The sequence below is a fragment of the Pseudomonas sp. AP3_22 TE3818 genome, assembly GCF_053628995.1.
Genome location: NZ_JBRJHL010000001.1, coordinates 485,511 through 511,517 on the forward strand (window position 1 = coordinate 485,511; position 26,007 = coordinate 511,517).

A 26,007-nucleotide genomic window follows, 5' to 3' on the forward strand; every position below is an offset into this window, starting at 1 on the left:
TGTGACCTCCACGACAGCGAACCCGTGGAGTGGTCATGACAATAACAATATCCCCCGACTCGCGATGGACGCGGCGGCGCAGCGAAAAGCAGCGGCGTCTCGAGCTGGTGCGAGGTCTTGCCGACGGTGTGGTGCTGCCCACCGATAACATCGTCGCGGCGCTGGAGGCGTTGATCCTGCCGGGCGACCGCGTGGTGCTCGAAGGCAACAACCAGAAGCAGGCGGATTTCCTTTCACGTTCCCTGGCCAAGGCCGATCCCGCGAAGCTGCATGACCTGCACATGATCATGCCCAGTGTCGGGCGCTCCGAGCATCTGGACCTTTTCGAGCGCGGCATCGCCCGCAAGCTCGACTTCTCTTTCGCGGGCACCCAAAGCCTGCGCATCAGCCAGTTGCTCGAAGACGGCCTGCTGGAAATCGGCGCGATCCACACCTACATCGAACTTTACGCGCGGCTGGTGGTGGACCTGATTCCCAACGTCGTGCTCTCGGCCGGGTTCATGGCCGACCGCGCCGGCAACATCTACACCGGGCCGAGCACCGAAGACACCCCGGCACTGATCGAACCGGCGGCCTTCAGCGACGGTATCGTTATCGTCCAGGTCAACCAGTTGGTGGACGACGTCAGCGACTTGCCACGGGTGGACATCCCGGCGTCCTGGGTCGACTTCGTGGTGGTCGCCGACAAGCCGTTCTACATCGAACCGCTGTTCACCCGCGACCCACGGCACATCAAGCCTGTGCACGTGCTGATGGCGATGATGGCGATCCGCGGCATCTACGAAAAACACAACGTGCAATCCCTCAACCATGGCATCGGCTTCAACACCGCGGCCATCGAACTGATCCTGCCGACCTACGGCGAATCCCTCGGTCTCAAAGGCAAGATCTGCCGCAACTGGACGCTCAACCCACACCCGACCCTGATCCCCGCGATTGAAAGCGGCTGGGTCGAAAGCGTGCATTGCTTCGGCACCGAACTGGGGATGGAGAACTACATTGCGGCGCGGCCGGATGTGTTCTTTACCGGGCGCGACGGTTCCCTGCGCTCCAACCGGATGTTCAGCCAACTGGCCGGGCAATACGCCGTGGACCTGTTCATCGGCGCGACATTGCAGGTCGATGGCGACGGCCACTCCTCCACTGTGACCCGCGGGCGCCTGGCCGGTTTCGGCGGCGCGCCGAACATGGGCCACGACCCGCGCGGTCGCCGCCACGGCACACCCGCCTGGCTCGACATGCGCAACACCGACGTGGCCGAGCCGATGCTCGAGCGCGGCAAGAAACTCGTGGTGCAGATGGTCGAGACCTTCCAGGAGGGCGGCAAACCGACCTTCGTCGAAACCCTTGATGCCGTTGATGTGGCGAAGAAAAGCGGCATGCCGCTGGCGCCGATCATGGTCTACGGCGACGACGTGACCCATTTGTTGACCGAAGAAGGCATCGCCTACCTGTACAAGGCGCGCTCGCTGGAAGAACGCCAGGCGATGATCGCCGCCGTCGCCGGGGTGACCGCCATCGGCCTGCGCCACAACCCCAAAGACACCGCGCGCATGCGCCGCGAAGGCCTGATCGCCTTGCCCGAAGACCTCGGCATCCGCCGCACCGACGCCACCCGCGAACTGCTCGCGGCGAAAAGCGTGGCCGATCTGGTGGAGTGGTCCGGTGGCCTCTACAACCCGCCCGCCAAGTTCAGGAGCTGGTAATGCACGCGCTCAACCTGCAACCCAAAACTCTGAGCCTGGCCGAGCGGCTGGCGGACCTGGCGGTGGACGCGCTGATCGACGAGGCTGATCTGTCGCCGAAACCGGCACTGGTCGACCGTCGCGGCAATGGCGCCCACACCGATTTGCACCTGGGGCTGATGCACGCTTCGGCGCTGTCCCTGTGGCCGGCCTTCAAGGCGATGGCCGATGCCGCGACAGCGTTCGGTGAGATCGGCTTGCCTCTGCGCGAAGCCGTCGGCCGTATCGGTCGCGAAGGCGAGCAAGCAATGCTCGACACCACGGGCGGTGTGAATACTCATCGCGGAGCGATCTGGGCCTTGGGGCTGTTGGTCACTGCCGCTGCGCTGGACCCTCAATCCACGGCTGCAAGCAGCGTATCGATTCGTGCGGCGCGTCTGGCATTGCTCGACGACCGTTACGCGCCGCGTCCACTCAGCCACGGCGCTCAAGTCGCCCAACGCTACGGCGCACGGGGCGCCCGTGAAGAAGCGCAACTGGGCTTCCCGGCGGTGTTGCAACGTGCGTTGCCGCAACTCAAATTCAGCCGCGCCGCCGGCCATGGCGAACAGAACGCCCGGCTCGATGCGCTGCTGGCGATCATGACGAATCTGGCCGACACCTGCGTGCTGTATCGCGCGGGAGAACAAGGTCTGCACACGATGCAACTCGGCGCCCAGGCCGTGCTCGATGCCGGGGGTAGCGCCAGCCTCGCCGGACGTCGCCGCCTGCATGAGCTGGACCAACAACTGATCGCGTTGAATGCCTCGCCCGGTGGTGCTGCGGACCTGCTCGCAGCCTGTCTGTTCATTGACCGTATCGAGTCTGGCGACGGCCTTATCCAGGGAGTGTTTTGATGGAAACCTTATCTTTTGAATTTCCCGCCGGGCAGCCGCCACGTGGTCGTACCCTGGTGGGCTGTGTCGGCTCGGGCGATCTGGAAGTGCTGATCGAACCGGGTCAGGCCGGCAAGCTGACGATCAACGTGCAGACCTCGGTCAATGGCAGCGAACAACGCTGGCAGCATCTGTTCGCACGGATGTTCGACGGCCAGACGCCACCGGCGATGGCCATCGACATCCACGATTTCGGCGCGACCCCCGGCGTGGTGCGCCTGCGTCTGGAACAGGGTTTCGAGGAGATCGGCCATGACTGACAGCGCATCTCTGCTGAACAAGCACAGCTTCGTCGAACTCGGTGCGCGGCAACGGGCCAAGGCTCTGCTCGACGTCGGCACCTTCCGCGAACTGCTCGACCCTTTTCAACGGATCATGTCGCCGTGGCTGTCGCGTCAGGGTGTGGTGCCGCAAGCCGACGACGGCGTGGTGATCGCCAAGGGCAACCTCGATGGTTTGCCGGTGGTGATCGCCGCCATCGAAGGTGCGTTCCAGGGCGGCAGCCTCGGTGAAGTCGGCGGGGCAAAAATCGCCGGCGCACTGGAACTGGCCGCTGAAGACAACCGCAACGGCATCCCGACCCGCGCCGTGCTGCTGCTGGAAACCGGCGGCGTGCGTTTGCAGGAAGCCAACCTCGGTCTGGCGGCGATTGCCGACATCCACGCGGCGATTGTCGATTTGCAGCAGTACCAACCCGTGGTCGGAGTCGTGGCGGGCAGCGTCGGTTGCTTTGGCGGCATGTCGATTGCCGCCGGGTTGTGCAGCTACCTGTTGGTGACCCAGGAAGCGCGACTCGGCCTGAACGGCCCGCAGGTGATCGAGCAGGAAGCCGGACTCGAGGAATACGACTCCCGCGACCGGCCCTTCATCTGGAGCCTGACCGGTGGCGAACAGCGCTTCGCCAGTGGTCTGGTGGATCGCTATGTGGCCGACGACGTGGCGCAGATTCGCCAGCAGGTGGGTGAGTTGCTCCAGCAGGGTTTGCCGGCGCAATCACGCAGTCGTCAGGCCGAACTGTTCCTGCAACGCCTGGCGCGTCTGGACGCCGAACCGCAAATCGAGCCGTCCGTGGTTCGCGATCTGTACCAAGGAGAACGCCCATGAGCTCGTATTCCCTGCGTGGTTTGAACTGGTTCAACGCCTTGAGTGCCGGGGCGACAGCGGTCGAGGGTTTGCCGGCTTCACTGAAGGTCGCGGACGGTTCACTGGGCGATCAGCCTGTGCGTTTCATCGCGGTGGTGGCCGACCCGGAAAACCGCTTCGTCCGTGCGCGCAATGGCGAAGTGGGTTTGCTCGAAGGCTGGGGCCTGGCCAAGGCCGTGGATGAAGTCATCGCCGCCGATCAGAACAAGGCCCGCAAACGCGCCCTGATCGCCATTGTCGATGTGCCAAGCCAGGCTTATGGTCGCCGCGAAGAAGCGCTCGGCATCCATCAGGCGCTGGCCGCAGCGGCGGGCAGTTACGCCCGTGCCCGTCTGGCCGGCCATGCAGTGATCGGTTTGCTGGTGGGCAAGGCAATGTCCGGGGCGTTCCTGGCCCACGGGTATCAGGCCAATCGCTTGATCGCCCTGCGCGATCCGGGAGTGATGGTGCATGCCATGGGCAAGGCGTCGGCGGCGCGGGTGACCTTGCGCAGCGTCGAAGAGCTCGAAGCCCTGGCGGCCAGCGTGCCGCCGATGGCCTATGACATCGACAGCTATGCCAGCCTCGGGCTGCTGTGGGAAACCTTGTCGGTTGAGCAGATCGAGCAGCCGACTGCGGCGGATCTGGCGCGGGTGACCGAGTGCCTGGGTCAGGCGATGGGCGATATCGCCGAGAAGGGTGCAGATCTCAGCGGTCGTCTCGGTGCAGCCAATCGTGCGGCGTCGAGCAAGGTTCGCCAATTGCTGAGAGCGCAGTGGTGAATGCGCTTCTGGCTCACGACCTGCTGTGGGGCATGACCCCGCGACAGTTGCCTGTGGATGCCCCGGCGTGGGTGATCGAGTCGATCAGTGCCGGCCAGCCGGTGGTGGTCCGTCGCGCCTTGAGCGCGGCGGGGCAGGTGGCGGTGGGCGTGCGCGGGCCGTTGCGCGAGCAGCGGTTTGCGACGCAGATGGAAGTCGCCGCCATCACGCGGCGGGTGCGGCCGGAAGAACTCTGCCATGTTCAAGGCTCGCGTGATTTCCCGGCGCTGCGTGCCTTGGCGCAACTGCGCTCGCACCTTGATGGGAGTGGCTGGGGGTGGGGTGTCAGCGGCAGCGCCGGATTCGAATTGGCCAGCGGGTTTGCCGCGTTGCACGAGGGCAGCGACCTCGACCTGATCCTGCGAACGCCGCGGCCGTTGAGTCGTGCCGACGCGCAGGCGCTGGTGGCTGTTCTCGACACGGCTGTGTGCCGCGTGGACATGCAGTTGCAGACACCCTTGGGCGCCGTTGCCTTGCGCGAATGGGCCGGCACTGCGTCGCGGGTCCTGTTGAAGAGTGCCACTCAGGCCAGTCTGGTCACTGACCCGTGGCATCCACAGGAGCAGGCAGCGTGAGCAGCTTGCTGGTGTTCCCCGGCCAGGGTGCGCAGCAACCCGGCATGCTGGCGCGCTTGCCTCGGGAAACGTTGAACGAGGCGAGCGATTGGCTCGGTGAAGACGTGACGCAGCTGGATTCTGCCGAAGCACTGCGGTCGACGAGGGCGGTTCAGCTTTGCCTGCTGATCGCTGGCGTCGCCGCTTCACGCCAGTTGGCCATGGCCCCGGACTATGTGGCCGGCTTGTCGATCGGCGCTTATCCGGCGGCAGTGGTGGCGGGTGCCTTGGGTTTCAGCGATGCGCTGCATCTGGTCAGCCTGCGCGGTGAGCTGATGCAGCAGGCTTATCCACAGGGCTACGGCATGACCGCGATCATCGGTCTGGAGCTGGCCTTGGTGGACGATTTGTTGGCGCAGGTTCACAGTGCCGATGCGCCGGTTTATCTGGCCAATATCAACGCCGATAACCAGGTGGTGATTGCCGGCAGCGATGCGGCGATGAAAGCGGTGGTGGAGTTGGCGAAAGGTTGCGGAGCTGGCCTGGCCAAGCGTCTGGCAGTGAGCGTGCCATCCCACTGCCCACTGCTTGAGGTGCCCGCGCAACGACTAGCCGACGCCTTCGCCAGGGTACCGCTGCAAACCCCGAAGATGGGTTACCTGAGCGGCAGCCGTGCGCGTCCGCTGATCAAGCCTGAAGCCTTGCGTGACGACCTGGCTTTCAACATGTGCCGCATTGTCGACTGGCGCGGCACGGTACAAAGCGCCTACGAGCGCGGCGTACGTCTACAGATCGAACTGCCGCCCGGTGCGGTGCTGACCGGGCTGGCGCGCCGGGTGTTCGAGCAGGGCACCGTGATTGCCTTCGACGGTGCTCGGCTCGATACCCTGCAGGCGCTGATGCGTGAGGAGGGAAGCCGCCACTCCTAAAACTCAGGCTTCGAACAACAAAAACAACATTCGAAATGCACTTTGAGGACTACGACGATGATTATTTACGGTGTGGCGCTGTTGGCGATCTGTACGCTGGCAGGGGTGATCATGGGTGACATGCTCGGGGTGTTGCTGGGTGTGAAATCAAACGTCGGCGGCGTCGGGATCGCGATGATCCTGCTGATTTGCGCGCGGTTGTGGATGCACAGGCGTGGCGGCATGACCCGGGAGTGCGAGATGGGCGTCGGCTTCTGGGGCGCGATGTACATCCCGGTGGTGGTGGCGATGGCGGCGCAACAAAACGTGGTCACGGCGCTGCACGGTGGTCCCGTGGCGGTGCTGGCGGCGATCGGTTCGGTGGTGGTCTGCGGTTGCACCATTGCCCTGATCAGCCGGACCCACAAAGGCGAACCCTTGCCCGATGAACCGGCGGATGTAACGCCGGTTGGCGCATCGGCAGGAGGTCGCTGATATGTGGGAACTCTTTGAGAAAGGCCTGGCAACGAACAGTCTGGTCACCGCATTCGCTTTCGTCGGCATCATCATGTGGGTGTCGGTAATACTCTCCAAACGCCTGACCTTCGGACGGATTCACGGCTCTGCCATCGCTATCGTCATTGGCCTGGTGCTGGCCTGGGTCGGTGGCACGATGACCGGCGGGCAAAAAGGCCTGGCGGACTTGACGCTGTTTTCCGGTATCGGGTTGATGGGCGGCGCCATGCTGCGGGACTTCGCCATCGTCGCCACGGCATTCGAGGTGCAGGCCACCGAAGCGAAAAAGGCCGGTTTGATCGGCGTGATCGCGCTGCTGTTGGGCACGGTGCTGCCGTTCATTGTCGGCGCGTGCATGGCCTGGGCATTCGGTTACCGCGATGCGGTGAGCATGACCACCATTGGCGCCGGTGCGGTGACCTACATCGTCGGCCCAGTGACCGGAGCCGCGATTGGCGCCAGTTCCGATGTGGTGGCGCTGTCGATTGCCACCGGCCTGATCAAGGCGATCCTGGTGATGGTCGGCACGCCGATGGCGGCGCGCTGGATGGGCCTGGACAACCCGCGTTCGGCGATGGTGTTCGGTGGGCTGGCGGGGACGGTCAGTGGCGTGACTGCGGGGCTGGCGGCGACAGATCGACGCCTGGTGCCTTACGGCGCGTTGACCGCGACCTTCCACACCGGGCTTGGCTGCTTGCTCGGGCCTTCGCTGTTGTTCTTCATCGTTCGCGGGATTGTGGGCTGACCATACCGACGCCATCGCCGGCAAGCCGGCTCCTACAGGATTGACGCAGCCCTTGTAGGAGCCGGCTTGCCGGCGATAGGTGCGACACGGTTTCAGACTTGCCGATTGGCATACATCCGACACTCCGCCAGCAACGCCAGCAGGTTCGGATCACGCTCCTTGGCCTTCAGAAACACCACGCCAATGTGTTGCTGCAAGCGGTACTTTTCCTGCAACGGGATCAGCTTCACCCGGTTCTCGTACACCGCCGCAATCCGCCCTGGCAGCAACGCATAACCCACGCCCGAACTGACCATGCTCAGCAGGGTGAAGATGTCGTTGACCTGCATCGCCACCTTCGGCTCGAACCCTGCCTGCTCGAATACCCGCTTGCCGTCCTGATGGGTGGCGAAGCCCTGGGTCAGGGTGATGAAGGTTTCGTCGCGGACTTCGGCCAGGTCGACTTCAGTCCGTTGGGCAAACTTCGAGTCGGCGGGAGTGGCGAGGAAAATGTCGTCGGAAAACAGCGGGATCTGTTCGCAGTCCGGGTCGTTGACGCTGTCGTCCAGCGACACGAGGATCGCATCGACTTCCATGTTCTTGAGCTTGTAGAGCAGGTCGATATTGGAGCCCAGAATCAGGTCGATGTTGAGTTCGCTGCGGCGGATTTTCAAACCCATGATCAGCTGTGGCACGGTCTTCACCGTCAGGGAATACAGTGAACCCAGTTTGAAACGTTCGGCCGAAAACCCGGCGGCTTCGCGGGTCAGGCGCACGCTTTCGACGACGTCCTGAATCAGCTTCTGCGCCCGTTCTTCCAGCACATAAGCGCTTTCCAGCGGTGTCAGGTTGCGGCCTTCGTGCTTGAACAACGGGCAGCGCAGGGCGCTTTCCAGGGAATGGATCGCCCGATGCACGCTGACGTTGCTGGTCTGCAACTCGGCGGCCGCCCGCGCCAGGTTGCCGGTGCGCATGAAGGCCAGGAACACCTCGAGTTTTTTCAGGGTCAACTCTTCATCGATCAGCATGGACGTGGCTCTTATTCGAATGCCTCGATTGTGCCTAATTCAACAAGCCCACGCCGACCTTTGTAGGAGCTGGCTTGCCAGCGATAGCAATCTTGAGTACAGCGCAAAATTCCAGGGACCCATCGCCGGCAAGCCGGCTCCTACAGGGTGATTGTGTTCTGAAACATTGCGCTTTTACGCTTGAAGCCTGAGCCTTGCGCGTTGCGGTGATGAAATTCGAGGTGAGCACCACATGTATCACGGGGAACGATTGAATGCCTGGACGCATCTGGCCGGGGCAGTGGCGGCGTTTGTCGGAGGGGTGTGGCTGATTGTGCTGGCCAGTCTCGACGGCAGTCCGTGGAAGATTGTCAGCATGGCGATCTACGCCTTTACCTTGCTGGTGCTTTACAGCGCATCGACCGTGTACCACAGCGTGCGCGGGCGCAAGAAAGCGATCATGCAGAAGGTCGATCACTTCTCGATCTACCTGTTGATCGCCGGCAGTTACACGCCGTTCTGCCTGGTGACCCTGCGCGGGCCGTGGGGCTGGACCTTGTTCGGGATTGTCTGGGGGCTGGCGCTGATCGGCATCCTGCAAGAGATCAAGCCGCGTTCGGAGGCGCGGATTCTGTCGATCGTGATTTATGCGGTGATGGGCTGGATTGTGCTGGTGGCGGTCAAGCCGCTGCTCGCGGCGCTCGGCGGCGCCGGATTTGCGTGGTTGGCCTCGGGCGGGGTGTTGTACACGGTGGGGATTATCTTTTTTGCCCTTGATCATCGCCTGCGCCATGCCCACGGGATCTGGCATCTGTTCGTGATCGCCGGGAGCTTGCTGCACTTTGTGGCGATTTTCTTTTATGTCCTTTAAGGCTGTACCGGGGCCAGCCGATCCAGTTGCTCCCGGGCTCGGCGGCTGAATACCTGCAACAGGTCGTTCAAGGTGTGGGGCGGCGGTTCGGCGGCACGGGTCACTGCGTACAGGGTGATGGGTAACGGCGGTGCCAGAGGGCGGATCATTGTGTTGGCGGGAGAGGCGCCAAGGGCGGTGAACGGATCGATCACCGCCAGGCCCGCGCCGGATTCCACCATCGCCCGTGCCAGTGAGTAGGTTTGCACGGCGATGCGTACCCGGGGCGGCGGTTCGACCGCTTCCAGGTAACTGTCGAGCCGCGCGGCCAATGGATCGGCGCTGGATAAGCCGATCAGCGGCGCATCCGCCAGTGCCATCAGCGGCAACGGTTTACCCACTTCTTCCTGAGGCCAGTAACCACTCGGCGCCAGCGCCACCAGCACGCCGGACGCCAGCGCCTGGGCCTTGAGCCCCGGGTGATCCGGACGTTGCAGGGTCAGGGCGACATCCACTTCGCGCATCAACAGGTTCTGTACCAGTTCGCGACTGTGGGCGCTGGAGAGTTCGCAAGCGATGTCCGGGTAACGCCCGGTCCATTCGTGAATGGCCGGCGGCAGCAATGACAGGGCCAGCGCCGGGGTGGCACCGATGCGCAGGCTGTGGCCCGGTTCGCGGCGCAGGCTCTGCGCCAGGCGTCGCACGCCTTGCAGGCTTTCGCTGACCTTGTCCACTTCACGCTCCAGTTCCAGCGCTTCCGGTGTCGCCTGCAACTTGCCGCGTACCCGCAGGAACAGCGGGAAACCCAATTGTTGCTCGGCGTGCTGCAACACCTTGCTCACCGCCGGCTGCGAGACGTGCAGCAATTGCGCGGCAGCGCTGATCGAACCGGTCTGGCGGATGGCCTGGAAAATCTCGATATGGCGAAGGCGCATGGCAAGTCCATAACCTTTGTTTATGGGTTTGCCATCTTTATGCATTGTTCAACGTCTGTCACCTGGCACTAACCTTGGCCTCGTCTTCACAACGGTTTTAAGGACGGACATGGCTAAGCGTGTGTGCATCATCGGTGGCGGTGTGATTGGCCTGGCAACGGCCTATGCGCTGGTGCGCGACGGCTTTGAGGTGACGGTGGTCGAGGCACGGGACTCGCTGGGCAGCGAAACCAGCTTCGCCAACGGCGGCCAGTTGTCCTATCGCTATGTCGCGCCCCTGGCCGACGCCGGTGTGCCTTTGCAAGCCATAGGCTGGATGCTGCGCGGTGATTCACCGTTGAAGCTGCGCCCGCGCTTTGATCCGGCCCAGTGGCGCTGGATGGCATCGTTCCTCGGCGCCTGCCGCCGCTCGGTCAACCGCGAGAACGCCGCGCACCTGCTGCGTCTGGCGCTGTTCAGCCAGGACACATTGAAGTCCTGGCGCGAGGGCGATGGGCTGACGGGATTCCAGTGGCGGCGCAATGGCAAACTGGTGACTTTCCGCCAGAACAGCAGCTTCGAGCGTGCGCGCCAGAGCCTGGCCGACCCGCAGCAACAGCAGGTGTTGTCGCCGGCCGAATGCGCACAACTGGAACCGGCGCTGATCAATGCGCCCTTTGTCGGGGCGATCTACACCCCGGACGAAGAGGTCGGCGATTGCCACGGTTTCTGCCAGCAATTGTCCGCCCGGCTGCAAGCGTCCGGCCGTTGCGAGTTTCGTCTCGGGCAAGCGGTAACCGGCATCCGCCACAGCAACGGCAGCGTCAACGCCATCGAACTGGGTGAGCAAGTGCTGCCGGTCGATCAACTGGTGATCGCCGCCGGTCACCGCAGCCCGCTGTTGGCGCTGCCCGGACTGCAACTGCCGCTTTATCCGCTCAAGGGCTACAGCCTGACCGTGCCGATCGGCGCCGGTCACCGGGCGCCGGACGTGAGCATCACCGACTACGACCGTAAGATCGTCTACGCCCGCATCGGCAAACAATTACGAGTGGCGGCAATGGTCGACATTGTCGGCTTCGACCCTGCTTTGGACCCCAAGCGTCTGGCGCTGATCAAGCGTCAGGCCCATGACACCTTTCCAGATGCCGGCGCCTATGACGAAGCCGTCGAGTGGGCTGGCATGCGCCCGGCCACCCCTAGCGGTGTGCCGTTGCTGGGCGCGACGGCGTACCGCAACCTGTGGCTCAACCTCGGCCACGGCGCACTGGGTTTTACCCTGGCATGCGGCAGCGGGCGCTTGCTCAGTGAACTGATCGGCGAGCGCCGGCCTTCCATCGACCTGCAGGGTTTCAACCACCGGGCCGCCTGAATACTGATTTCTAAGGAGGACACTGCAATGACCATTACCCGACTGCACAGCAACCCGCGCCTGTCTGGCGCCGTGACCTTTGGCGACCTGGTGTTTCTCTCCGGGCAGGTGCCGGGCGATGCCCGGGATGCCAGCGGCCAGACCCACGAAGTGCTGGCGAAAATCGATACCTTGCTGGCCGAGGCGGGCAGCGACAAGGATCATCTGCTCAGTGCGACCATTTACCTGAAGAACATCACCGAGGATTTCGCCGCGATGAACGAGGCCTGGTCGGCCTGGCTATCGCCGGGGCAGGCACCGAGCCGCACCACCGTGCAGGCCGAACTGGCACGTCCGCAGGTGCTGGTGGAAATCACCGTCATTGCTGCACGCGTCTGATAAACCCACACCCACAACGGAGAATAACAATGCAAAAAATCACGTTGCTCGCTTGTACGCTTGGCCTGTTGCTCGGCAGTCAGGTTCAGGCCAATGACGCGCCCTTGACCGGCACCCTGAGCAAAATCGCCAGCGCCAACAGCATCACCCTGGGCTATCGCGATGCTTCGGTGCCGTTCTCGTACGTGGGTGATCACAGCGGCAAGCCGATGGGTTACTCGGTGGATCTGGCGGGCAAGATCGTCGAGCGCATCCAGCAGCAACTGGCGCTGCCGGACTTGAAGGTGAAGTACAACCTGGTGACCTCGCAGACCCGTATTCCACTGGTGCAAAACGGCACCGTGGACCTGGAGTGCGGCTCCACCGGCGTGACCGCCGAACGACAGAAGCAGGTGGCGTTCTCTTATGGTTTCATCTACGTCAAAGGCCAGTTGCTGACCGCGAAGGACAGCGGGATCAAGAGCTTCGCTGACCTGCGCGGCAAGAACGTGGTGACCACCGCCGGCACCACCAACGAGCGCTTCCTGAAAAGCTACAACGTCGATCACAAGATCGACATGTTCGTGATCAGCGCCAAGGACCACGGCGAAGCCTTCCAGATGCTGCAGTCGGGCCGGGCGGTGGCGTTCTACATGGACGACGCGCTGCTCTATGGCGAGCGCGCAAAGGCCAACGACCCGCACAAATGGGTGGTGGTCGGGGAGGAGCAATCGCGGGAGATCTACAGCTGCATGGTGCGCAAGGACGATCCGCAGTTCCTGGCGCTGGTCAACGGTGCGTTGGCGGATCTGTACAGCTCGGGCCAGATCAATGGCATCTACAAACGCTGGTTCGAGCAGCCGATCCCGCCGAAGGGTTTGAACCTTGAGTTCCCGATGACCAGCGAACTCAAGGCGATCATTGCCAAACCGGTGAGTGATCCGGTGCAGTAGCAGCCAGATCGGCCTCTAGACCGTGTCGCGGCCATTCGCGAGCAAGCCCGCTCCCACAGAACGCGTTCCAATGTGGGAGCGGCGGTGCGGCGATCCGACTTGCTCGCGAAGAGGCACTAGAAGTCACCCCAGAGTTGCTGGGCCACCGCCAACGCCACCACCGGCGCGGTTTCGGTGCGCAGTACCCGTGGACCGAGGCGGGCGGCGTGGAAGCCGCCGGCCTTGGCCTGATCGACTTCGGCATCGGACAAACCGCCCTCCGGACCGATCAGGAATGCCAGACTTGAAGGTTTGGCATGGCTCACCAGCGGCTCGGCCACCGGATGCAGCACCAGCTTCAACTCGGCTTGCGTCTGCTTCAACCAGTCAGTCAGCAACAGTGGCGGATGAATCACCGGTACCCGTGAACGCCCGCATTGCTCGCAAGCGCTGATCGCCACCTGACGCCAGTGCAGCAGGCGTTTGTCGGCGCGCTCGTCCTTGAGGCGGACTTCGCAGCGTTCGGTGAAGATCGGGGTGATTTCGCTGACGCCCAGTTCCGTGGCTTTCTGAATCGCCCAGTCCATGCGCTCACCTCGGGACAGGCCCTGGCCGAGATGGATTTGCAACGGCGATTCGATCTGCCCGGCGAAGCTTTCATCGATCTGCACCACGACGCGTTTTTTGCCGACGTCGACCAGCCTGGCGCGAAACTCGTGGCCCGAGCCGTCGAACAATTGCAACGCATCGCCCTCGGCCATGCGCAGCACGCGGCTGATGTAATGGGCCTGGGCTTCGGGCAACTCGTGCTCGCCGGTGCTCAGGGGGGCGTCGATGAAGAAGCGGGACAGTCTCATTCGGGGTCTCTGGAAAGGTGCAAATCATCAGAAGGTCGTGCCGACCTTATCGCCGGCAAGCCAGCTCCTACAAGGAACGGGCCGCCGCAAATCTTTTATACAACCCTGACCTGTAGGAGCTGGCTTGCCAGCGATAGCGGCAGACCAGGCACCACAGAAGATCGGGTGAAAACAATCAACCGGGATCACGGAACCCCGGATGGAAGTCCTTCGGCACCGCCACGCTGACGCTGTCACGGGTGGCGATGTCGATCCCTTCACTGGCCACTTCGGCCAGGAAGTCGATCTGCTCCGGGGTGATCACGTACGGTGGCAGGAAATACACCACGCTGCCCAATGGACGCAGTAAAGCACCGCGCTCCAGGGCGTGCTGGAACACCTTCAGGCCTCGGCGCTCCTGCCACGGGTAAGCCTCTTTGCTGGCCTTGTCCTTGACCATCTCGATGGCCAGCACCATGCCGGTCTGGCGCACTTCGGACACGTTCGGGTGATCCACCAGATGCGCCGTCGACGAAGCCATGCGCTGCGCCAGGGCCTTGTTGTTCTCGATGACGTTGTCTTCTTCGAAGATGTCCAGCGTCGCCAGGGCCGCCGCGCACGCCAGCGGGTTGCCGGTGTAGCTGTGGGAGTGCAGGAAGGCGCGCAGGGTCGGGTAGTCGTCGTAGAAGGCGCTATAGACTTCGTCTGTGGTCATGCACGCCGCCAGCGGCAGATAGCCGCCGGTCAGGGCCTTGGACAGGCACAGGAAATCGGGGCGGATGCCGGCCTGTTCACAGGCGAACATCGTCCCGGTGCGGCCGAAGCCGACGGCGATTTCGTCGTGGATCAGGTGCACGCCGTAGCGGTCGCAGGCTTCGCGCAGCAGCTTGAGGTATACCGGGTGGTACATGCGCATGCCACCGGCACCCTGGATCAACGGCTCGACAATCACGGCTGCGACGCTGTCATGGTTCTCGGCCAGGGTCTGCTCCATCGCGGCGAACATGTTGCGCGAGTGTTCTTCCCAACTCATGCCCTCGGGACGCTGGTAGCAGTCCGGGCTCGGCACTTTGATGGTGTCCATCAACAGCGCCTTGTAGGTCTCGGTGAACAGCGGCACGTCGCCCACCGACATCGCCGCCATGGTTTCGCCGTGGTAGCTGTTGGTCAGGGTGACGAAGCGCTTCTTGTTCGGCTGACCGCAATTGAGCCAGTAGTGAAAGCTCATTTTCAGCGCGACTTCGATGCAGGACGAGCCGTTATCGGCGTAGAAGCACCGGGTCAGGCCTTCCGGCGTCATCTTCACCAGGCGCTCGGACAACTCGATCACCGGTTGATGACTGAAGCCGGCAAGGATCACATGTTCGAGCTGATCGACCTGATCCTTGATGCGCTGATTGATCCGCGGGTTGGCGTGCCCGAACACATTGACCCACCAGGAGCTGACCGCATCGAGGTAGCGTTTGCCTTCGAAGTCTTCCAGCCACACGCCTTCCCCGCGTTTGATCGGGATCAGCGGCAGTTGTTCGTGATCTTTCATCTGGGTGCAGGGATGCCATAACACGGCGAGATCGCGTTGCATCCACTGATTATTCAGGCCCATTTTCACTCTCCTGGAGGCGGTCCGTTACCTGCGCGGACAAACATTCGGGCAAGCCTATGCAATGCGTGCCACGGGGACAACCCATTGTGTCGAAAGAGCTACTTTGCCCAGGCCGATAGACGTTGCTGGCAGGTGCCTGATAGCTGACGTATCCTTCGCGCTTCTTGAGCCGTCTGGCTCGCAAAAAACTGCTGTTTTCCTCGTGTAATTCCGGAGTTCGCTGAATGTCTGTCGGTTGGCTGCGCGCCTGTGCGCTGGTGATGTTGGGGCTGTTCAGCGTGTCTGCGCTGGCCAAGGATAAAACCGCGATCGTGATCGGCGGCGGCCTGTCGGGCCTGACTGCCGCGTACGAGCTGCAGAACAAGGGCTGGCAGGTCACCCTGCTGGAAGCCAAGTCGAGCCTGGGCGGCCGTTCCGGCATGGCCACCAGCGAGTGGATCGGCAACGACAAGACCCAGCCGGTGCTGAACAAGTACGTATCGAACTTCAAGCTGAGCACCACGCCGGCCCCTGAATTCGTGCGGACCCCAGGCTACCTGATCGATGGCGAGTACTTCTCTGCCGCCGATCTGGCGACCAAACAACCGGCCACCGCCGAGGCGCTCAAGCGCTTCGACAAGACCGTGGACGATCTGGCGCGCTCGATCGACGACCCGCTGAACCCGGCCGCCAACAACACGTTGCACGCGCTGGATCAGATCAACGTGTCGAGCTGGCTCGACAAGCAGAACCTGCCGGCCACCGCCCGCCAGTTGATCAACCAGCAGATCCGTACCCGCTATGACGAACCTTCGCGCTTGTCGCTGCTGTACTTCGCGCAGCAGAGCCGCGTCTACCGTGGCGTCTCCGATCGTGACCTGCGTGCTTCGCGCCTGGTCGGTGGCAGCCCGGTGCTGGCCCAGGCCCTGGTCAAGCAGCTGAAAACCATCAAGACCAACTCCCCGGTCTCGGCGATCATCCAGGACAAGGACGGCGTGACCGTCAAAGTCGACAACGTCGGCTACCAGGCTGACTACGTGGTGTTGGCCGTGCCATTGCGCGCCCTGAACAAGATCCAGATGACCCCGGCGCTGGACGCCCAGCACCTGGCAGCGATCAAGGGCACCAACTACGGCTGGCGCGACCAGATCATGCTGAAGTTCAAGACGCCGGTGTGGGAAAGCAAGGCGCGCATGTCCGGCGAGATCTACAGCAACACCGGCCTGGGCATGTTGTGGATCGAGCCTGCCCTGAAGGGCGGCGCCAACGTGGTGATCAACCTGTCCGGCGACAACGCGCGGGTGATGCAGGCATTCGGTGACAAGCAGATGGTCGATCAGGTGTTGATCCGCCTGCACGCGTTTTATCCACAGGCCCGCGGTTCGTTCACCGGTTATGAAATCCGTCGCTACAGCACTGACCCGTCGACTGGCGGTGCCTACCTGGCCTTCGGCCCGGGCCAGATCAGCAAGTTCTGGCGCCTGTGGGAACGCCCGATTCAGCGCGTAACCTTTGCTGGCGAACACACCGACACCCTGTACCCGGGCACCCTGGAAGGTGCGCTGCGCACCGGTCAGCGTGCGGCCAGCCAGGTTGAAGACCTGGCGGCGGGCAAGTCGTTCGAACCGGCGAAAGTGGTTCCGGCCGCCGCTGCGGCGGGCGCTGGTGCGGTGGCGGCGAAGAAGGGCAACTTCTTCAGCAACCTGTTCGGCGGCTCGGATGACGAGAAGAAGCCGGAACCGGTCAAGGCGCCTGAGCCTGTTGCACCGCCAGCACCTGCTCCGGCGCCAGCCCCGGCCGCCGCGCCGGCACCGGTGGAAGCACCGAAGCCTGCGGCACCGGTAAAAACCGAGCCAGCCAAGAAGGCTCCGGCGAAACCAGCCGCCAAGACCGAGGCGAAAAAAGCCCCGGCCAAGGCACCCGCCAAGAAAGTCGAGCCGGCCAAGAAGCCTGCGGCCAAACCGGCTGCGACTCCGGCAACGGATGCCAAGGCGCAGTAACGTTCAGGCAAAAAAAAGCGCGGCTCAAGGGCCGCGCTTTTTTTTGCCTGGAAAAAGCCGGGACCAGAATCGAATAAATTTTTTGATACAGGTGTTCTCTGGTTTGTATTCATTTTTTCTCACAATTTCGACTTTAATCTTTCCTTAACTCGCAGGCTTCAGACTGTTGATCGTATTTTTCGATATTTCAAAGCAAATTTTTCCGCTTTAATTCGATAGATAACTCGATACTCTTGGGCCAGCAATTACAAGGATCCAGGCAATGCAGCTACGTAACTCTACCTCCCGCTACGGCTGGGTCAGCATCTTCATGCACTGGGGCGTGGCGCTGGCCGTGTTCGGTTTGTTCGCCCTTGGCCTGTGGATGGTTGGCCTCGGCTATTACGACCCATGGCGCAAGGCAGGGCCGGATCTGCACAAGAGCATTGGATTGATCCTGCTGGGCGTCATGGTGTTGCGGGTGCTGTGGCGATTCGTCAGCCCACCGCCACCGACCTTGAGCAGCTACAGCCGCATGACGCGTCTGGGCGCGAAATTCGGCCATGGCTTTCTGTATCTCTGCCTGTTCGCTGTGATGATTGCCGGTTACCTGATTTCCACCGCAGAAGGTGTCGGGATTCCGGTGTTTGACTGGTTTGAAGTGCCTGCCCTGATCTCCGGACTACCGGACCAGGCAGATAACGCCGGTGCCATTCACCTCTACCTGGCGTGGGTGCTGGTAATTTTTTCCGGCCTCCATGCGTTGGCAGCATTGAAGCATCACTTTATCGATCGTGATGTGACCCTCAAGCGCATGCTGGGTCGCAAAGCCTGAAGTTCAACCTCGACTCCCAAGGAAAACAAAGCATGTTGAAAAAGACTCTCGCCGCTCTGGCAATCGGTTCCGCCCTGCTGTCCGCCAACGTGATGGCGGCTGACTACACCGTCGACAAGCAAGGCCAGCACGCCTTCGTCAACTTCAAGATCAGCCACCTGGGCTACAGCTACATCACCGGTACCTTCAAGGACATCGACGGCACGTTCAGCTTCGACGCTGCCAAGCCTGAAGACAGCAAGATCGAGTTCAACGTGAACACCGCCAGCGTTTTCACCAACAACGCCGAACGTGACAAGCACATCTCCAGCAAAGACTTCCTGAAAGTGGCTGATTTCCCCAAGGCTACTTTCAAGTCCACCAGCGTTAAGTCCACTGGTAAAAATGCCGCCGGCAAAGACACTGCCGACGTGACTGGCGACCTGACCATTGCGGGCGTAACCAAGCCAGTCGTGGTCAAGGCCACTTTCCTGGGCGAAGGCAAGGATCCATGGGGCGGCTACCGTGCTGGCTTCGAGGGCACTACCAGCATCAAGCGTTCCGATTTCGGCAAGATGATGGACCTGGGTCCACAGTCCGACGCCGTGGATCTGTACGTTACGTTTGAAGGTGTCAAAGCGAAGTAATGCTGAGTCTGTAGGAGCTGGCTTGCCAGCGAAGGCGCAATTGGCGACCCCGCAGAAATCAGGGTGATCCCATCGCCGGCAAGCCGGCTCCTACAGGTTTTGTGTTGAGGCATAAAAAAACGCCCCTGATCTCGCGATCAGGGGCGTTTTTTATTGTTTACCGAAACTCAGCGATTGCGGGTCAGCAATGCCGGTTTTTCGCCACGAGGACGGCTTGGCAGTTGATCCAGCTGCTCAGGTGTCGGGAAGCGGTCGGCTTTCGATTCCTTGTGCATGATCTTCGGTGCCGGGCCACGCGGGTTCTGCACAGCCGGTTCCGAACGAGGCTGGTCGTCACGGGCCGGGCGGCGATTGCGTGAGTCTTCGCGGCGGGCCTGGCCATCGCGCGGTGCGCCACTGCGAGGACCGCTACGCTTGGCCGGTGGGGTGCCGGTGCTGGCGCCATCGCTGTTGCGCGGACCGTTCTGGCGACCTTGTGGCTTGCCGGGACGTGGAGTACCTGCTGCGGTGCCCTGTGCCGGAGCACCCGGACGGCGACCACGGCCTTGCGCGGGTTTCTGCTGCGGTACGTAGTCGACGCGGTTACCGAAGTTATCGATATCGTCGTCCAGGAACTCGTCCGGGGCACGGTCAGCGGCGGCACGAGGAGGCTGCGACGGACGCTGTTCGCGAGCCGGAGTGCCTTCACGTGGCTTTTGCTGGCGGGCAGGGCGCTCGCCGCGTTCGCCGGCCGGTTTTTCCTTGCCCTTGTCCTTGCCTTTGTCCTTGCGACCGCCGCCGCCACCGCTGCCGTTCGGGCCGTCGCCGCGCGGGCCACGCGGATTGCGCGGGTTACGCATGTCCGGACGCTCGCGCACTTCAGGCTTTTCCGCCTCGATGGTGCTTGCATCGAAGCCCATCAGGTCGCCGTCGGCGATTTTCTGCTTGGTCATGCGTTCGATGCTTTTCAGCAGTTTTTCTTCGTCCGGGGCGACCAGCGAAATCGCCTCGCCCGAACGACCGGCACGACCGGTACGGCCGATACGGTGCACATAGTCTTCATCGACATTCGGCAGTTCGAAGTTGACCACGTGTGGCAACTGGTCGATGTCCAGGCCGCGGGCGGCGATGTCGGTGGCCACCAGGATGCGCACGGTGCCGGCCTTGAAGTCGGCCAGGGCTTTGGTGCGGGCGTTCTGGCTCTTGTTGCCGTGGATCGCGACGGCGCTCAGGCCGTGTTTGTCCAGGTACTCGGCCAGGCGGTTGGCGCCGTGCTTGGTGCGGGTGAACACCAGCACCTGTTCCCAGGCGCCAGCGGTGATCAGGTGCGCCAGCAAGGCACGCTTGTGGCTGGCCGGCAGACGGAATACGCGTTGTTCGATACGCTCGACCGTGGTGTTCGGCGGCGTGACTTCGATGCGTTCCGGGTTGTGCAGCAGCTTGCCGGCGAGGTCGGTGATGTCCTTGGAGAAGGTCGCCGAGAACAGCAGGTTCTGGCGTTTGGCCGGCAGGCGGGCCAGGACCTTTTTCACGTCATGGACGAAGCCCATGTCGAGCATGCGGTCGGCCTCGTCCAGCACGAGGATTTCCACGTGGGACAGATCGACGCTGCCTTGGCCGGCCAGGTCGAGCAGGCGGCCAGGGCAGGCCACCAGCACGTCTACGCCACGGGACATGGCCTGAACCTGCGGGTTCATGCCGACACCACCGAAGATGCAGGCGCTGACGAACTTCAGGTCACGGGCATAGACCTTGAAGCTTTCATGCACTTGCGCGGCGAGCTCGCGAGTCGGGGTCAGGACCAGCACGCGCGGCTGGCGCGGGCCGTGACGCTGGGATTTGTCCGGGTGACCGTTGGGGAACAACCGCTCCAGGATCGGAAGGGCGAAACCGCCGGTTTTACCAGTACCTGTCTGTGCCGCGACCATCAGGTCGCGACCTTGCAACACGGCGGGAATGGCCCGCTGTTGCACCGGAGTAGGCTCGGTATAGCCCGCTGCCTCGATGGCGCGGACTAAAGCCTCGGAGAGACCGAGGGAAGCAAAGGACATGAGTAATCCTGTTTTAGTTAGGGCTTGGCCCAATGGGAGTCTTGCCTGGCGCGAATGGCGTTTAAGAGGACGCAATCCCGTCCGGTCCTGCTGGGTCTCGAAGGCTCGTCTGCAAGCGCTCGCGCGGGCTGAAAGCTGCGCAGTAGCGGGGTTGAGATGCCTTTAACGATTCCGGGCGTCCGGGCGTGAGCCTGGCGGGAAGGCGGGAGTATAACAGAGCAATCACTGCGCGCCGCTTTCCTGCTGCTCAACGGTTTTTTCCGTGGCAGCCGTGGCCTTTTCAGTCTTCATGTTGACGGCCGGTTCCGCGCCATAGCGGGCACTCAGTTCGGCGTAGGCGGGCTCGCGCTTGAAGCGCTTGAGTTCGGCACCGAAACGTTGCACCAGCAGATCCATGCCCGCATTGCGCCGCACCGCGAGAAACTGGCTTTGCTGGCTGATGATCGTCGGGTTTTCGGTGATCTTGTCGCGGATGCCCAGTTCATCGAGCAAATGCTGGCCGACCCGGCGGTCGGTAATCAACAGGTCAATCCGCCCGCGCAGCAGTTTGCCGAAGTTGGCTTCGTGGGTGGGCGCCGGCTCGCGAGTGAACAGCGTGGAGTCGCTGAAGTCCTTGCTGTACAGGTAACCCGGCGAGGTGCCGATGGTCAGGCCGCGCAAGTCATCAAGGGTGCGAAACGGATGGGGCCGGTCATTGGCGTAGAACAACACGAACTGCACTTCAGACAGTGGTTCGCTGGGGTAGAGAAGGGTCGCATCACGCTCATCGCTGTGAAAGATGTCCAGCGCGCCGTCGGCCTGGCCTGATTCAAGCATCGACAGGCAGCGTTTCCATGGCAGGAACTGCCACTCCACTTCGATGCCCAGGCGATTGAAGACAATGGCGGTGGTTTCGTAGTCCAGGCCCAGTGATTTGCCGTTGTCATCGTACACATAAGGCGCCCACGGCTCCGTGACAATGCGCAACTTCTCGCCCCGGGCGGCGAAGCTAAGGCAAGTGAAGGCAAGTACGGCGATTAACTGCGTGATCAAAGGCATGGGCTTGAGATTACGACGAGAAACCGGAAAGAGCCAGAAACTCACCGCAGATGCTCTAACTCCGTGGATTGCTGCACATTTATAGTGCGTTGAAGCAAAAGATCGCAGCCTACGGCAGCTCCTGTAGGAGCTGTCGTAGGCTGCGATCTTTTGATCTTGCTTTGCTTAACGCGGCAACTTCAGATTGTTCCACACCGCCAGGCTCGCTTCAGCCTGGTTCAGTGTGTAGAAGTGCAGCCCTGGAGCGCCACCTTGCAGCAGTTGTTCGCACATCTCGGTGATGACCTGTTCGCCAAAGCGCTGAATGCTCTGGGTGTCGTCGCCGTAAGCTTCCAGTTGCTTGCGGATCCAGCGCGGGATTTCCGCACCGCAGGCATCGGAGAAGCGCGCCAGCTTGCTGTAGTTGGTGATCGGCATGATGCCTGGCACGATCGGGATGTCCACGCCCAACGCCCGCACACGTTCCACGAAGTAGAAGTAGCAGTCGGCGTTGAAGAAGTACTGGGTGATCGCGCTGTCGGCGCCGGCGTTTGCCTTGCGCACGAAGTTGGCGACATCGTCTTCGAAGTTGCGCGCTTGCGGATGCATTTCCGGGTAGGCGGCGACTTCGATGTGAAAATGGTCGCCGGTTTCTTCACGAATGAATTCAACCAGGTCATTGGCGTGGCGCATTTCGCCACTGGCCATGCCCATGCCCGAAGGCAGGTCACCGCGCAGGGCAACGATGCGCTTGATGCCGGCGGCCTTGTACTGGGCCAGCAGACCGCGCAGGTCGTCTTTGCTGTCACCCACGCAGGACAGATGCGGAGCGGCAGGGATTTTGACTTCGCTTTCCAGCTGCAACACGGTGTTCAGCGTGCGATCACGGGTCGAACCGCCGGCGCCATAGGTGCAGGAGAAGAAATCGGGGTTGTAGAGGGCCAGCTGACGAGCAGTGGCGAGCAGCTTTTCATGCCCAGCATCGGTCTTCGTAGGGAAGAACTCGAAGCTGTAGCGACGATCTTGGGACATGGTCATATCCTTGGAAACACGTAAGCCGGACGCAGGCTCCTGTAGGAGCGAGCTTGCTCGCGAAAAACGTAAAGGCAACGCGTTTATCCAGACAGCACGCGTTATCGTTGACGTCCATCGCGAGCAAGCTCGCTCCTACAAGGGAGCGGCAGGGTGTATCAGTAGCGGTAAGCGTGCGGCTTGAACGGACCTTCGACGGTCACGCCGATGTAGTCGGCCTGGGTCTTGGTCAGTTGAGTCACTACGCCGCCGAAGCCACGGACCATTTCCAGGGCCACTTCTTCGTCGAGTTTCTTCGGCAGTACTTCAACGGTCAGGCGCTCGGCTTTCTGGGCTGGCGACAGGTCGGCGTACTTCTGGCCGAACAGGAAGATCTGCGCCAGAACCTGGTTGGCGAATGAACCGTCCATGATGCGGCTCGGGTGGCCGGTGGCGTTGCCCAGGTTAACCAGGCGGCCTTCGGCCAGCAGGATCAGGTAGTCGTCGTTCTGTGGGTCGAAATCGCCAGCGCCGGTGCGGTGGATCTTGTGAACCTGTGGCTTCACTTCTTCCCATGCCCAGTTCTTGCGCATGAAAGCGGTGTCGATTTCGTTGTCGAAGTGGCCGATGTTGCAGACAACAGCGCGCTTCTTCAGGGCCTTGAGCATGTTCGAGTCGCAAACATTGACGTTGCCGGTGGTGGTCACGATCAGGTCGATCTTGCCCAGCAGTGCCTTGTCGATGCTGGCTTCGGTACCGTTGTTGATACCGTCGATGAACGGCGAAACCACTTCGAATCCGTCCATGCAGGCTTGCATGGCGCAGATCGGGTCGACTTCGGAAACCTTGACGATCATGCCTTCCTGACGCAGGGACTGAGCGGAACCCTTGCCCACGTCACCGTAGCCGATGACCAGCGCTTGCTTGCCGGACAGCAGGTGGTCGGTGCCGCGCTTGATGGCATCGTTCAGGCTGTGACGGCAGCCGTACTTGTTATCGTTCTTGCTCTTGGTCACCGAGTCGTTGACGTTGATGGCCGGGATTTTCAGCTCGCCCTTGGCCAGCATGTCCAGCAGGCGGTGAACGCCGGTGGTGGTCTCTTCGGTCACGCCGTGGACGCGATCCAGAACCTGTGGGTACTTCTTGTGCAGCAGTTCGGTCAGGTCGCCGCCGTCGTCGAGGATCATGTTGGCGTCCCATGGCTGGCCATCCTTGAGGATGGTCTGCTCCAGGCACCACTCGTACTCTTGTTCGGTTTCACCTTTCCAGGCGAAAACCGGGATGCCGGCAGCGGCGATGGAAGCGGCGGCCTGATCCTGAGTCGAGAAAATGTTGCAGGACGACCAGCGCACTTCGGCACCCAGGGCAACCAGGGTTTCGATCAGCACGGCAGTCTGAATGGTCATGTGGATGCAGCCGAGGATCTTCGCGCCCTTGAGCGGTTGTTCTTCGGAGTACTTGCGGCGCAGACCCATCAGGGCTGGCATTTCGGATTCGGCGATGATGGTTTCGCGACGGCCCCAGGCAGCCAGGGACATGTCGGCGACTTTGTAATCGGTAAAATCTGCAGGCGTGATAACAGCGCTCATGAAGAGCCTCCATTCGTAATGTATGCGAATGGGCGCCGTTGTGCGTTTAGTGTCTGGCTTAAGGCCAGGCAACGCCCCATCCGAGCCTGACAGGTCGAACCTGCTGCAGCGCCCCTCGGACAGGTGGCGGGAAAACGGTATCAAGTGATGATGGCCGTTTTGAAACGGTGGCGATTATAGCGGGCTATGCTGATCTTCCAAAGCGTTTCTGTCGGTCAATGTCCGAACGGTAATCGAGACCATAGTCGATGCTCAATAGAGCTCTGGGTCGGGCTCTGCCATGATGGTCAGCATCATTCGGCAAGACGCTCAGGAGTGAACATGAATTTCCACACCCGCAAATGGGTAAAACCCGAAGACCTCAACCCTAACGGCACTTTGTTCGGCGGTAGCCTGTTGCGCTGGATCGACGAAGAGGCGGCGATCTACGCCATCGTCCAGTTGGGCAACCAGCGTGTGGTGACCAAGTACATTTCCGAAATCAACTTCGTCAGCGCCTCGCGCCAGGGCGACATCATCGAACTGGGCATCACCGCCACCGAATTCGGCCGTACCTCGATCACCCTGACCTGCGAAGTGCGCAACAAGATCACCCGCAAGAGCATCCTCACGGTCGAGAAAATGGTCTTCGTGAATCTCGGTGAAGACGGCTTGCCGGCGCCCCACGGCCGGACCGAGATCAAGTACGTCAAAGACCAGTTCCAGGACGATGATGCCGGCTCGTAATGCGAGCCCTGTAGGAGCTGGCTTGCCAGCGATAGCATCGCCGCGATTTCCGTGGTGGTGCCAATATCGCCATCGCTGGCAAGCCAGCTCCTACGGAAGCGGTGTCATCGCCGCAACGACTGAACAGCTCCGGATAGCGCGTGTCGTAGCTAAATAGTCCGCCACTGGTTGCGCACATCATGAACTCGGCACAAGACGGCAAGACCCCGAACCTGTCGGCGCAAGAAGAGCACGATGTCGAAAAGAGCCAGCCGCCCCGTGCCGCGGTGTTGCACGAGATCATCCGCACCCAGGGCGACCAGGAGCTGGAGCGCAGCATTGCCGCTTTGTGGTGGTCGGCGCTGGCGGCGGGGTTGACCATGGGCCTGTCGCTGATGGGCATGGGCCTGCTCAATTCGCGCCTGCCGGACGGCGAGGGATTCAAGGTGATCGCCAGTTTCGGTTATTGCGCCGGTTTCCTCGCGGTAATCCTCGCGCGTCAGCAACTGTTCACCGAAAACACCCTGACCGCCGTGCTGCCGGTGATGACCAAACCGACCCTGGCCAACTTCGGCCGTCTGCTGCGGCTGTGGACGGTGGTGCTGATCGGTAACCTCTGCGGTACCTTGCTGGTGGCGTACGTGATGCTGGAACTGCCGATTTTCGACAGCAAGACCGACGTCGCCTTCCTCGATATCGGCCGCAAGGTCATGGAAAACCACGCCAGCCAGATGTTCGCCAAGGGCATCGTTTCCGGCTGGATGATCGCGACCATGGTCTGGATGATTCCGTCGATGGAGAGCGCCAAGATGTGGATCATCATCCTCATCACCTACCTCATGGCGCTGGGGGACTTCACCCACATCGTCGTCGGCTCGCTGGAGGTTTCGTATCTGGTGTTTGCCGGCGAGTTGCCGTGGAAGGACTTCTGGCTGGTGTTCGCCGGGCCGACGCTGGCGGGGAACATCATGGGTGGCAGCTTTATTTTCGCGCTGATCAGTCATGCGCAGATTCGCAGTGAAAGCGGGCCGCCGAAAGCATCAGCGGATCAGAGCGAAGCACCTGATCCGCAGAAGATCAAAAAACCATCAAGGTGATGC

At 61.9% G+C, this 26,007-nt stretch carries 26 protein-coding genes and 1 riboswitch; of the genes, 18 read left to right on the forward strand and 8 right to left on the reverse strand.

Features of this window, described 5'->3' with window-relative positions; all coding sequences use genetic code 11:
• Window positions 1-35: 35 nt before the first annotated feature.
• Genes mdcA through madM form a run of 9 tightly spaced genes read left to right on the forward strand, consistent with a single transcriptional unit; the run spans window position 36 to window position 7,286 of the window.
• Window positions 36-1,706, forward strand: coding sequence for a malonate decarboxylase subunit alpha (gene mdcA, locus AB7M25_RS02355; RefSeq protein WP_454236942.1), 1,671 nt, complete (start codon window positions 36-38; stop codon window positions 1,704-1,706).
• Window positions 1,706-2,581, forward strand: a complete 876-nt coding sequence (locus tag AB7M25_RS02360) for a triphosphoribosyl-dephospho-CoA synthase (protein ID WP_429388415.1) — start codon at window positions 1,706-1,708, stop codon at window positions 2,579-2,581. Before mdcA ends, AB7M25_RS02360 begins: the two co-directional genes overlap by 1 nt.
• Entirely contained in the window at window positions 2,581-2,880 is a 300-nt protein-coding gene (locus AB7M25_RS02365) for a malonate decarboxylase subunit delta (protein ID WP_008001147.1), read from the forward strand. Before AB7M25_RS02360 ends, AB7M25_RS02365 begins: the two co-directional genes overlap by 1 nt.
• Window positions 2,873-3,724, forward strand: coding sequence for a biotin-independent malonate decarboxylase subunit beta (locus tag AB7M25_RS02370; RefSeq protein WP_429388417.1), 852 nt, complete (start codon window positions 2,873-2,875; stop codon window positions 3,722-3,724). The genes AB7M25_RS02365 and AB7M25_RS02370 overlap by 8 nt, the downstream gene beginning before the upstream one ends.
• Complete coding sequence (mdcE, locus tag AB7M25_RS02375) at window positions 3,721-4,524, forward strand: biotin-independent malonate decarboxylase subunit gamma (protein ID WP_429388419.1); 804 nt, start codon at window positions 3,721-3,723, stop codon at window positions 4,522-4,524. The genes AB7M25_RS02370 and mdcE overlap by 4 nt, the downstream gene beginning before the upstream one ends.
• Window positions 4,518-5,138 (forward strand): malonate decarboxylase holo-ACP synthase, encoded by a 621-nt coding sequence (locus AB7M25_RS02380; protein ID WP_429388421.1) that lies wholly within the window; start codon window positions 4,518-4,520, stop codon window positions 5,136-5,138. Before mdcE ends, AB7M25_RS02380 begins: the two co-directional genes overlap by 7 nt.
• Entirely contained in the window at window positions 5,135-6,046 is a 912-nt protein-coding gene (gene mdcH, locus AB7M25_RS02385) for a malonate decarboxylase subunit epsilon (protein WP_454236943.1), read from the forward strand. Before AB7M25_RS02380 ends, mdcH begins: the two co-directional genes overlap by 4 nt.
• A 57-nt stretch (window positions 6,047-6,103) precedes the next feature.
• Window positions 6,104-6,520, forward strand: a complete 417-nt coding sequence (gene madL, locus AB7M25_RS02390) for a malonate transporter subunit MadL (protein ID WP_429388425.1) — start codon at window positions 6,104-6,106, stop codon at window positions 6,518-6,520.
• A 1-nt stretch (window position 6,521) separates the two neighbouring features.
• Window positions 6,522-7,286 carry a malonate transporter subunit MadM gene (gene madM, locus AB7M25_RS02395; protein WP_007987763.1) on the forward strand — a complete coding sequence of 255 codons (765 nt, stop codon included), beginning with the start codon at window positions 6,522-6,524 and terminating at the stop codon, window positions 7,284-7,286.
• Window positions 7,287-7,378: 92 nt separating this feature from the next.
• On the opposite strand, the gene AB7M25_RS02400 is transcribed toward madM, so the two are convergent.
• The gene (locus tag AB7M25_RS02400) at window positions 7,379-8,293 is read right to left on the reverse strand and encodes a LysR family transcriptional regulator (protein ID WP_104450122.1); all 915 of its coding nucleotides are present in this window, start codon (window positions 8,291-8,293) and stop codon (window positions 7,379-7,381) included.
• 232 nt (window positions 8,294-8,525) lie between these two features.
• Here AB7M25_RS02400 and trhA point away from each other — a divergent pair, with 232 nt between their 5' ends.
• Window positions 8,526-9,143: a PAQR family membrane homeostasis protein TrhA gene (gene trhA / locus AB7M25_RS02405; RefSeq protein ID WP_429388428.1), complete on the forward strand. Its 618-nt coding sequence runs from the start codon at window positions 8,526-8,528 to the stop codon at window positions 9,141-9,143.
• On the opposite strand, the gene AB7M25_RS02410 is transcribed toward trhA, so the two are convergent.
• Complete coding sequence (locus AB7M25_RS02410) at window positions 9,140-10,057, reverse strand: LysR family transcriptional regulator (RefSeq protein ID WP_007975435.1); 918 nt, start codon at window positions 10,055-10,057, stop codon at window positions 9,140-9,142. The genes trhA and AB7M25_RS02410 overlap by 4 nt on opposite strands.
• A 109-nt stretch (window positions 10,058-10,166) precedes the next feature.
• On the opposite strand from AB7M25_RS02410, the gene AB7M25_RS02415 reads away from it, so the two are divergent.
• Genes AB7M25_RS02415 through AB7M25_RS02425 form a run of 3 tightly spaced genes read left to right on the forward strand, consistent with a single transcriptional unit; the run spans window position 10,167 to window position 12,718 of the window.
• Window positions 10,167-11,408 carry a D-amino acid dehydrogenase gene (locus AB7M25_RS02415; protein ID WP_454236944.1) on the forward strand — a complete coding sequence of 414 codons (1,242 nt, stop codon included), beginning with the start codon at window positions 10,167-10,169 and terminating at the stop codon, window positions 11,406-11,408.
• 27 nt (window positions 11,409-11,435) lie between these two features.
• The gene (locus tag AB7M25_RS02420) at window positions 11,436-11,786 is read left to right on the forward strand and encodes a RidA family protein (protein WP_454236945.1); all 351 of its coding nucleotides are present in this window, start codon (window positions 11,436-11,438) and stop codon (window positions 11,784-11,786) included.
• 29 nt (window positions 11,787-11,815) lie between these two features.
• A complete protein-coding gene (locus tag AB7M25_RS02425; protein WP_454236946.1) occupies window positions 11,816-12,718 on the forward strand; it encodes a transporter substrate-binding domain-containing protein in 903 nt (300 codons plus the stop codon).
• A gap of 116 nt (window positions 12,719-12,834) precedes the next feature.
• Here the strand turns inward: AB7M25_RS02425 and AB7M25_RS02430 are convergent, their stop codons facing one another.
• Both AB7M25_RS02430 and AB7M25_RS02435 read right to left on the reverse strand, forming a co-directional pair.
• A complete protein-coding gene (locus AB7M25_RS02430; protein WP_454236947.1) occupies window positions 12,835-13,554 on the reverse strand; it encodes a 16S rRNA (uracil(1498)-N(3))-methyltransferase in 720 nt (239 codons plus the stop codon).
• A 175-nt stretch (window positions 13,555-13,729) separates the two neighbouring features.
• Entirely contained in the window at window positions 13,730-15,136 is a 1,407-nt protein-coding gene (locus AB7M25_RS02435; RefSeq protein ID WP_454236948.1) for an adenosylmethionine--8-amino-7-oxononanoate transaminase, read from the reverse strand.
• Between the two features lie 224 nt (window positions 15,137-15,360).
• Between AB7M25_RS02435 and AB7M25_RS02440 the strand changes: the two genes are divergently transcribed.
• The 3 genes from AB7M25_RS02440 (at window position 15,361) to AB7M25_RS02450 (ending at window position 18,555) form a co-directional block, all read left to right on the forward strand.
• On the forward strand, window positions 15,361-17,115 hold the full coding sequence (locus tag AB7M25_RS02440) for a flavin monoamine oxidase family protein (protein WP_429388439.1): 1,755 nt from the start codon (window positions 15,361-15,363) through the stop codon (window positions 17,113-17,115).
• Window positions 17,116-17,377: 262 nt separating this feature from the next.
• Window positions 17,378-17,929, forward strand: a complete 552-nt coding sequence (locus AB7M25_RS02445) for a cytochrome b (RefSeq protein WP_104450114.1) — start codon at window positions 17,378-17,380, stop codon at window positions 17,927-17,929.
• A gap of 32 nt (window positions 17,930-17,961) precedes the next feature.
• Window positions 17,962-18,555: a YceI family protein gene (locus tag AB7M25_RS02450; RefSeq protein ID WP_104450113.1), complete on the forward strand. Its 594-nt coding sequence runs from the start codon at window positions 17,962-17,964 to the stop codon at window positions 18,553-18,555.
• A 167-nt stretch (window positions 18,556-18,722) separates the two neighbouring features.
• On the opposite strand, the gene AB7M25_RS02455 is transcribed toward AB7M25_RS02450, so the two are convergent.
• The 4 genes from AB7M25_RS02455 to ahcY all read right to left on the reverse strand — a co-directional run bounded on the left by AB7M25_RS02455 (window position 18,723) and on the right by ahcY (window position 24,202).
• On the reverse strand, window positions 18,723-20,585 hold the full coding sequence (locus AB7M25_RS02455; RefSeq protein WP_429388441.1) for a DEAD/DEAH box helicase: 1,863 nt from the start codon (window positions 20,583-20,585) through the stop codon (window positions 18,723-18,725).
• 222 nt (window positions 20,586-20,807) lie between these two features.
• The gene (locus tag AB7M25_RS02460) at window positions 20,808-21,623 is read right to left on the reverse strand and encodes a substrate-binding periplasmic protein (RefSeq protein WP_429388444.1); all 816 of its coding nucleotides are present in this window, start codon (window positions 21,621-21,623) and stop codon (window positions 20,808-20,810) included.
• A 165-nt stretch (window positions 21,624-21,788) separates the two neighbouring features.
• Window positions 21,789-22,634, reverse strand: a complete 846-nt coding sequence (gene metF, locus AB7M25_RS02465) for a methylenetetrahydrofolate reductase [NAD(P)H] (protein WP_007975449.1) — start codon at window positions 22,632-22,634, stop codon at window positions 21,789-21,791.
• Between the two features lie 158 nt (window positions 22,635-22,792).
• Window positions 22,793-24,202, reverse strand: a complete 1,410-nt coding sequence (gene ahcY, locus AB7M25_RS02470; RefSeq protein WP_007975450.1) for an adenosylhomocysteinase — start codon at window positions 24,200-24,202, stop codon at window positions 22,793-22,795.
• A 23-nt stretch (window positions 24,203-24,225) separates the two neighbouring features.
• A riboswitch (S-adenosyl-L-homocysteine riboswitch) is annotated at window positions 24,226-24,325 on the reverse strand.
• A 198-nt stretch (window positions 24,326-24,523) separates the two neighbouring features.
• On the opposite strand from ahcY, the gene AB7M25_RS02475 reads away from it, so the two are divergent.
• Together AB7M25_RS02475 and AB7M25_RS02480 are read left to right on the forward strand one after the other, a co-directional pair.
• Window positions 24,524-24,928 (forward strand): acyl-CoA thioesterase, encoded by a 405-nt coding sequence (locus AB7M25_RS02475; RefSeq protein WP_102699934.1) that lies wholly within the window; start codon window positions 24,524-24,526, stop codon window positions 24,926-24,928.
• A 179-nt stretch (window positions 24,929-25,107) separates the two neighbouring features.
• On the forward strand, window positions 25,108-26,004 hold the full coding sequence (locus tag AB7M25_RS02480; RefSeq protein ID WP_429560379.1) for a formate/nitrite transporter family protein: 897 nt from the start codon (window positions 25,108-25,110) through the stop codon (window positions 26,002-26,004).
• Window positions 26,005-26,007 lie beyond the last annotated feature (3 nt).